The organism is Stenotrophomonas sp. HMWF023 (assembly GCF_003060985.1).
GTDB classification, from domain to species: Bacteria; Pseudomonadota; Gammaproteobacteria; order Xanthomonadales; family Xanthomonadaceae; genus Stenotrophomonas; species Stenotrophomonas lactitubi.
Window position 1 is genome coordinate 2,325 of record NZ_QAIJ01000033.1, and the last position, 8,322, is coordinate 10,646.

Consider the following 8,322-nt stretch of genomic DNA (forward strand, 5'->3'; position numbering starts at 1 on the left):
TCGCGGGCCGGATGACGGCGGTACCTGGGTCGATGCCGCCGCCGGCATCGCCCTGGCCCACCGGCGCCTGAGCATCCTCGATCTTTCACCGCTGGGCCACCAGCCGATGGCCTCGGCCGACGGCCGCTATGTGATGGCCTACAACGGCGAGGTCTACAACTTCGCCGCCCTGCGCGCCGAACTGGAACCGCTGGGCCATGCATTCCGTGGCCATTCCGATACCGAGGTGCTGCTGGCCGCGATCCTGCAGTGGGGTGTCGAGGACACCCTGCAGCGCGCCAACGGCATGTTCGCCATTGCCTTGTGGGATCGCCAGGAACAGTGCTTGTGGCTGGCCCGCGACCGGGTCGGCAAGAAGCCGCTGTACTACGGCTGGGCTGGTGATGCGCTGGTGTTCGGCTCCGAGCTGAAGGCGCTGTGGCAGCACCCGGATTTCGACAACGATATCGACCGCGATGCGCTGACGCTGCTGCTGCGGCTGGATTACATCCCCGCACCGCACAGCATCCACCAGCGCTGCTACAAGATGATGCCCGGTCGCGTGCTGCGGCTGGATGCGGCGGCGGTGGCGGCAGGGGCCAGCGCACATCGCCCAGAGCAGGCACAGCGCCCGTACTGGGACGCGCGTGCGCGCATGCAGGCTGCACTGGCCGCACCGTTCCAGGGCCGCATCGAGGAGGCCGAGGAGCAGCTGGATGGCCTGCTGCGGGATGCGGTGGCGCTGCGCATGGTCGCCGATGTGCCGGTGGGCGTGTTCCTGTCCGGCGGCACCGATTCGTCGCTGGTGGCGGCGCTGATGCAGGCGCAGAGCGGGCAGCCGGTGCACAGCTTCAGCATCGGCTTCAGCGGCTCCCACCACGACGAGGCGCCGTTGGCCAGGGAACTGGCCACCCACCTTGGCTGCGATCACACCGAACTGTATGTCAGCGGCGCCGATGCGCTGGCGGTGGTGCCGCAGCTGCCGGCGATGTTCGATGAACCCTTTGCCGATGCCTCGCAGGTGCCGACCGCGCTGGTCGCCCGCCTCGCCCGGCAGGGCGTGACCGTCGCGTTGTCCGGCGATGGTGGCGATGAGCTGTTTTTCGGCTACACCCGCTATGTACGCGCGCTGCGCAACTGGCAGATGCTGGGACGGGTGCCAGCGCCGCTGCGGCGCTGGATGGGCGCGCGTGCGCACCAGCAGGGTGAAGCGTCGCGCACTGGTGGGCTGGCCGCGTTGCTGGCCGAAACCGGCGCGCGCGGCATCGGCGATGTGTATCGCAACCGCATTTCGCGCTGGCGCGATCCAGCGGCGGCGGTGATCGGTGCACGCGAGGCGGGCAGCTTCTACGATCTGGCCGATCCGCTGCATGGTGCCGGTACGCCGGCCGATGCGATGATGCTGGCTGACTTCGTCAGCTATCTGCCCGACGACCTGCTGTGCAAGGTGGACCGCACCTCGATGGCGGTCAGCCTGGAGGCGCGCGCGCCCTTGCTGGACTGGCGCGTGGCCGAATTCGCGTGGTCGCTGCCGCTGGGCTTCAAGCGCAGTGAATCGACCAGCAAGGTGCTGCTCAAGCGCGTGCTGGGGCGGTACGTGCCGCAATCGATGGTGCACCGGCCCAAGCGTGGGTTCGGCGCGCCGGTCAGTGATTGGCTGAAGGGCGATCTGAAACCCTGGGCGGACGAACTGCTGCAGCCGGCGCGGTTGGAACGCGAGGGCGTGCTGTCGGCCGCGGCCGTGCAGCCGCTGTGGCAGCAGTTCCTGGGCGGCCAGCGCAAGTGGCACACGCACCTGTGGAACGTGCTGATGTTCCAGGCCTGGCAGGACCATTGGCGGCAGGTACGCGCAGGCGTACAGCGCGGCTGATCTTCACCGGTGGGGAAGGGCGCGGCCGCTAGGCTGGCTCTCCCGCACCGTGAGGAGTATGTCCTGATGTCCGTCCCCACCATTGCCGTTTTCGTCGGCAGCCTGCGCAAAGAGTCCTGCAACCGCAAGCTGGCGCACGCGCTGGAGAAGCTGGCCGGCGACAAGGCGCGCTTCCAGTATGTGCAGATCGGCGACCTGCCGCTGTACGACCAGGATTTCGACGCCAGCTACCCGGCGCAGGGCACGCGCCTGAAAGACCAGGTGCGCGCCGCCGACGCCGTGCTGTTCGTTACCCCTGAATACAACCGTTCCGTGCCGGGCGTGCTGAAGAATGCGATCGACATCGGCTCGCGCCCTTACGGCGACAGCGCCTTCGCGGGCAAGCCAGCGGCGGTGATCGGCGCCTCCATCGGCCAGATCGGCACGGCGGTGGCCCAGCAGCACCTGCGCAACAGCCTGGCCTTCCTGGACATGCACGTGCTTGGCCAGCCCGAGGCGTTCATCCACTTCAAGGATGGTCTGATCGATGCCGACGGCACGATCCACAATGAAGGCACGCAGACGTTCCTGCAGGGCTACGTGGACCGGTTCCTGGCCCTGATCGCGGTACATGCCAAGGGCGATTGACGCCAGCGGCCGCGGTCGCCATCTGCGATAATGCTCCGCTGCGGGCGTCGCAACGACGCCCGTCGCAGGCAATGCGACGCCCCCGCGCTAGTCTGGACAGGCTCAGGCGGATATCCCCCGTTCTTCCACGGCTTATCCACAGATTTGTCCATGGCCGCCGGGGTCGGCGCATGCCTACACTGGTCTGGCCCCTTTTGCAGGAAACACCGCAGCATGTCCGCCCGTTCCGGCTTCCGTTCCAACCGCAGAGAGCGCGGCGAAGGCTTTGATCGCGATCGCGATGAATCGCGTATCGACCAGTTGCGCGTGCCGCCTCACTCGGTGGAGGCCGAACAGGCGGTGCTGGGCGGCCTGATGCTGGCACCGGACGCCTACGACCGGGTCAACGATCAGTTGACCGAGGGCGACTTCTACCGCCGCGACCACCAGATGATCTACCGGGCGATCCGCGAGCTGTCCGAGCGCGAGCGCCCGTTCGATGCGGTGACTCTGGGTGAGTGGTTCGAATCGCAGGGCAAGATGGAGCTGGTGGGCGACGGCGCCTATCTGATCGAACTGGCCAGCACCACGCCGTCGGCGGCGAACATCGTGGCCTATGCTGAGATCGTGCGCGACAAGGCGGTGCTGCGGCAGCTGATCCAGGTCGGCACCGACATCGTCAACGATGGTTTCCAGCCCGAGGGCCGCGACAGCAGCGAGCTGTTGTCCGCTGCGGAAAAGAGCGTGTTCGCCATTGCCGAACAGGGCGCGCGCGGCCGTACCGACTTCGTGGCCATGCCCGGCGCGTTGAAGGACGCGTTCGAAGAGCTGCGCAACCGCTTCGAGAATGGCGGCAACATCACCGGCCTGCCGACCGGCTACACCGATTTCGATGCGATGACCGCCGGCCTGCAGCCGACCGACCTGATCATCCTTGCCGCGCGTCCTGCGATGGGCAAGACCACCTTCGCCCTGAACATCGCCGAGTACGCGGCGATCAAGTCGAAGAAGGGCGTGGCGGTGTTCTCGATGGAAATGTCCGCATCGCAGCTGGCGATGCGCCTGATCTCCTCCAATGGCCGCATCAACGCGCAGCGCCTGCGTACCGGCCAGCTGGAAGACGAGGACTGGAGCCGGGTGACCGGTGCGATCAAGATGCTGAAGGAAACCAAGATCTTCATCGACGATACGCCGGGCGTGTCGCCGGAGATCCTGCGTTCCAAGTGCCGCCGCCTCAAGCGCGAGCACGATCTGGGCCTGATCGTGATCGACTACCTGCAGCTGATGAGCGTGCCGGGCAACAGCGAAAACCGCGCGACCGAAATCTCCGAGATCTCGCGTTCGCTGAAGGGCCTGGCCAAGGAACTGCACGTGCCGGTCATCGCGCTGTCCCAGCTCAACCGCTCGCTGGAAACGCGTACCGACAAGCGCCCGGTGATGGCCGACCTTCGCGAATCGGGCGCAATCGAGCAGGATGCGGACATGATCGTCTTCATCTACCGCGACGATTACTACAACAAGGAAAATTCGCCGGACAAGGGCCTGGCCGAGATCATCATCGGCAAGCACCGTGGTGGCCCCACCGGCTCGTGCAAGCTGAAGTTCTTCGGCGAGTACACCCGTTTCGACAACCTGGCCCACGACTCGGTTGGTTCTTTCGAATAACCGATGATTCCGGCGTGCCCTGTAAAGCCAAGCCCACGCTCGGCTCTTTCCGTTCGGGCGCGCGACGTCATGTACTCCATGCGGATCGCCTAAAATCCGTATGTGGCGTGTAAATGACATGTAACGCAACGCTTCTACGATTCCGCCGCTGCTGCCCTTTTGACGCCGCCCTTCGGCGTCCAGCGCGCCCAAGGAATCCCCATGTCTTGCCATGCTCCGCTTCGCCGCAATCTGCTGGCCCTGCTGGTCTGTGCCTCACTGCCTTTGCTGGCCGCCGCTGAAACCGCTCCTGCCGTCGACGCACAGTCGGCCACCACCCTGGATTCGGTCTCGGTGATCGGCCGGGGCGAGGCACGCCAGGTCCAGCGCGTGACCGCCGAGGACATGAAGGTGCTGCCGCCCGGCGCCAACCCGCTGAAGCTGCTGGCCAGCAAGCCGGGCGTGCATTTCGAATCGGCCGATGCCACCGGTGCCTACGAATGGTCCACCAGCATCAGCCTGCGCGGCTTCAACCAGAACCGCCTGGGCTACACGCTCGATGGCATTCCGTTGGGCAACATGAGTTATGGCAACAGCAACGGCCTGCACATCAGCCGCGCGGTGATCAGCGAGAACCTGGGCGGTGCCGAGGTCTCCACCGGCATCGGCGCGCTGGGTACGCCGTCGACCAGCAACCTGGGTGGCGTGTTCCAGTTCTATTCCATCGATCCCTCCACCGAATACGGTGTCGTGCTGGCGCAGAGCCTGGGCAGCGACAGCGCACGGCGCAGCTATGCACGCCTGGAAACCGGCGAACACCAGGGCTTCGCCGCCTACCTGTCCGGTGCGTATTCGGAGAGCGACAAGTGGAAGGGAAAGGGCTCGCATGAACTCAAGCAGTTCAACGGCAAGGCGACCTACAACTTCGGCGTCGACAGCCGCATCACCGCGCTGTTCAACGCCTCGCGCCGGGTTGAAGCCGATTACCAGGACCTGTCGCTGGAGATGATCGATCGCCTGGGCTGGAACTGGGACAACTATGCGCCGGACTGGGACCGTGCCCTGGCCGCTGCGCGAGGCCAGTACAGCGGCGGCGTCAACAGCCCGTGGGATGCGTATTACTCGGGTCATGGTCTGCGCAACGATGATGTCTCCAGCATCGCCGGTGACTTCGGCCTCAACGAGACGATGCGCCTGAAGGTCAACGTCTACAACCACAGCAACCGCGGCCAGGGCCACTGGTTCAGCCCGTCCAATCCGTCCAACCCGGGCACCAGCCGCGAGATTCCGATCTCGATCCGCACCACCGAATATGCGATCGACCGCACCGGCGTGACCTCGGCGTTCACCTGGAACGTGGGTGGCCACGAGCTGGAAGCGGGCCTGTGGTACGAAGACAACGGCCACAGCGTGCAGCGCAACTTCTACTACATCGATGGCCCGATCACCGACGACTTCTTCCTGCGCAACCCGGACCAGCGCGTGTGGCACCAGCGCTACACCACCATCACCCGCCAGTTCTACGTGCAGGACCGCTTCCGCCTGTTTGATGACCGCCTGACCATCGACGTCGGCGCCAAGTCGCCCAACACCCGCACCAGCGTGCGCACGCCGCTGGGCAGCTATGCCAGCAACAGCAGCCTGGCCGCGAAGAAGGGGCTGCTGCCGCAGGCCGGCTTCAACTTCAAGCTGGACGAGCGCAATGAAATCTTCGGTTCGTATGCGAAGAACATCGCGGCCTATGCGCTGGGCGTGGGCAGTCCATTCAATGTTCCGCAGGTGGCGTTCGATGCCAGCGCCAAGGACCTGAAGCCGGAACAATCGCGCACCATCGAACTGGGCTGGCGCGGCTACGGCCAGGGGTATGAAGCCTCGGTCGCGGTGTACGACGTCAAGTTCGACAACCGCCTGCTGGCCATTGCCCAGTGCGTGGGCATCCTCGGTTGCCCGGCGCTGTATTCCAACGTGGGTTCAGTCACCAGCCGCGGTGCCGAGGCGACCTTGCAGCTGAAGCCGATGCAGGACCTGAGCTGGTCCAACGCGCTGTCGTGGAATGACAGCAGCTACGACAACGACTACGTCAACAACGGTGTGGTGCCGACCCGCGGCAAGAAGACGGTCGACACACCGGAATGGATGTTCGCCAGCACCCTGGCGTGGACGCCGGGCCCGTGGGACCTGCGCCTGGCCGCCAACCACGTCGGCAAGCGCTACGTGACCTACACCAATGACGTCTCCGTGCCGAGCTACTGGCTGATCAATGCGTCGGTGGCCTATGACATGGGCAAGCTCGGCCCGGCGCAGAACCTGACCCTGGCGCTGAACCTGACCAACCTGGCCGACAAGCAGTATCTGGCAACCATCAACACCAACGGCACCTACGCCGCTGATCCGACCCGCAGCCTGGCGACCATGCAGGTCGGTGCGCCGCGGCAGGTGATGGCCACCGCGACCGTGCGCTTCTGATGAAGCGCATCGCCGATCCGGAAACCCGCCGTCGTCTGCTGCGCCTGGCCTGGCAGGGGACCGGAGCGGCGATCGCACTGGCGGCCATGCCCGGCATAGCCGCCACCGGTCCGCGGCCGCGACTGGGGCGCGATCCGTTCACCCTCGGCATCGCCGCGGGTGATCCGGATCCGCAGGGTGCGGTGCTGTGGACGCGTCTTGCACCGGATCCCCTCAACGGCGGTGGCATGCCGTCGCGCGCGATCCCGGTGCGCTGGTTCATTGCCGAAGATCCGGCGATGCGTCGGCTGGTGCAGCGTGGCGTGGCGGCGGCCGTGCCGGAGCTGGCCCATTCGGTGCACGTGGAAGTGACCGGCCTGCGTCCAGGGCGCGATTACTACTATCGATTCGCATGCGACGGTGGCGAGGAGAGTCCGGTCGGGCATTTCCGCACCGCGCCGATGCCGGATGCGCAGCTGCAGCAGCTGCGGCTGGCGTTATGCACCTGCCAGGCCTGGAACAGCGGCTACTACCCGGTACTGGCGGATATCGCCCGCAGCGATGTCGATCTGGTGCTGCATGCCGGTGACTACCTGTACGAATACAGCCCGTTGCAGAACGCGCGTGGCAGCACCCTGGATGCACAGCGCTTCAGCGGTGAAACGCTCAGCCTGGAGCGTTACCGCGACCAGTACGCGCTGCACAAGCTCGACCCGGACCTGCAGGCCGCGCACGCTGCGCACGCCTTTGCGGTGATCTGGGACGACCACGAAGTGCAGAACGATTATTCCGGCATCCATCCGGAAAAGAGCGACGTGCCGACCGAGGACTTCATCGTTCGCCGCGCCGCTGCGTATCGCGCGTTTTACGAACACCTGCCGATGCGCAGCACGCCCACCGGCAACGGTGGACTGCGCGTGCACCGCCGCCTGCGCTACGGCGACCTGGCCCAGCTGACGCTGCTGGATTGCCGCCAGTTCCGTCCGGCCAATCCCTGTGGCGTCGGCGAATCGCCACGCTGTGAAGCCGCCCTGGACCCGCGCATGAGCATGCTCGGGGTCGGGCAGGAGGCCTGGTTCGCGCAGTCGATGGCGGCCGCGGCGGGAACACGCTGGAACGTGGTGGTGCAGCAGCTGCTGATGGCGCAGTTGCGGTTGGAGCAGGGCACGCCGCGCGAACGTTTCTGGAACGACGCCTGGGATGGTTATCCGGCCGCCCGCAGGCGCCTGTTGCAGGCGATGCAGGCCGGCGGGCAGGGCAACGCCATCGTACTGGGCGGTGACTGGCACTCCACGTTCGTCAATGACCTGAAGCTGGATTTCGATGCAGCGGATGCGCCGGTGATCGCCACCGAGTTCATCGCCCCGGCGATCAGCAGCGGTGGCGATGACACCCCGTATGGCCCGTACTACGGCCCGTCGATCCCGCAGAATCCGCATATCCGCTATTTCGATGGCGACCGGCGTGGCTGGTGGAAGCTGCAGTTGAACCGGCAGACCGTGGACGCGGAACTGCGCTTCGCCGACAGTGTGCTGCGGCGTGATGCAGAAGTTCGCACTGCCGCGCGCTTCCAGGTGAGCCACGGTCGCCCTGGGGCCGTGCCGGTGTAATGGCGGGTGCGGACCTCCTCGGTGGGTGCGGACCTTGGTCCGCACACCCATGCAACCCGCCGGGCATGGCCCGGCGCTACCGGGCAGACGCAGGGCGCAGATCGAACGGTTTCATCGCCCCCAGCCGGGTTTCGTCGCAAACCGTTTGCCCGGACTGGGGCAGGGCGG

5 protein-coding genes are annotated in these 8,322 nt (G+C 66.1%); all 5 read left to right on the plus strand.

All coding sequences use genetic code 11. From position 1 onward, the window contains the following. Positions 1–1,849, plus strand: a 1,849-nt coding sequence (asnB, locus tag DBR20_RS01430; RefSeq protein WP_108264942.1) for an asparagine synthase (glutamine-hydrolyzing), incomplete at its 5' end; no start/stop codon positions are given. A 66-nt stretch (positions 1,850–1,915) separates the two neighbouring features. Continuing rightward, complete coding sequence (locus DBR20_RS01435) at positions 1,916–2,476, plus strand: NAD(P)H-dependent oxidoreductase (protein ID WP_025876784.1); 561 nt, start codon at positions 1,916–1,918, stop codon at positions 2,474–2,476. A 213-nt stretch (positions 2,477–2,689) separates the two neighbouring features. Then, positions 2,690–4,120 carry a replicative DNA helicase gene (locus DBR20_RS01440; protein ID WP_100552983.1) on the plus strand — a complete coding sequence of 477 codons (1,431 nt, stop codon included), beginning with the start codon at positions 2,690–2,692 and terminating at the stop codon, positions 4,118–4,120. Positions 4,121–4,321: 201 nt separating this feature from the next. After that, the gene (locus DBR20_RS01445) at positions 4,322–6,565 is read left to right on the plus strand and encodes a TonB-dependent receptor (protein ID WP_108264934.1); all 2,244 of its coding nucleotides are present in this window, start codon (positions 4,322–4,324) and stop codon (positions 6,563–6,565) included. Further along, a complete protein-coding gene (locus tag DBR20_RS01450; protein ID WP_108264935.1) occupies positions 6,565–8,154 on the plus strand; it encodes an alkaline phosphatase D family protein in 1,590 nt (529 codons plus the stop codon). Before DBR20_RS01445 ends, DBR20_RS01450 begins: the two co-directional genes overlap by 1 nt. The last annotated feature ends 168 nt before the right edge of the window (positions 8,155–8,322 follow it).

Coding starts and splice junctions, on each gene's coding strand:
- DBR20_RS01435 (WP_025876784.1), top strand. CDS start 1,916: ATGTCCGTCCCCACCATTGCCGTTTTCGTCGGCAGCCTGCGCAAAGAG.
- DBR20_RS01440 (WP_100552983.1), top strand. CDS start 2,690: ATGTCCGCCCGTTCCGGCTTCCGTTCCAACCGCAGAGAGCGCGGCGAA.
- DBR20_RS01445 (WP_108264934.1), top strand. CDS start 4,322: ATGTCTTGCCATGCTCCGCTTCGCCGCAATCTGCTGGCCCTGCTGGTC.
- DBR20_RS01450 (WP_108264935.1), top strand. CDS start 6,565: ATGAAGCGCATCGCCGATCCGGAAACCCGCCGTCGTCTGCTGCGCCTG.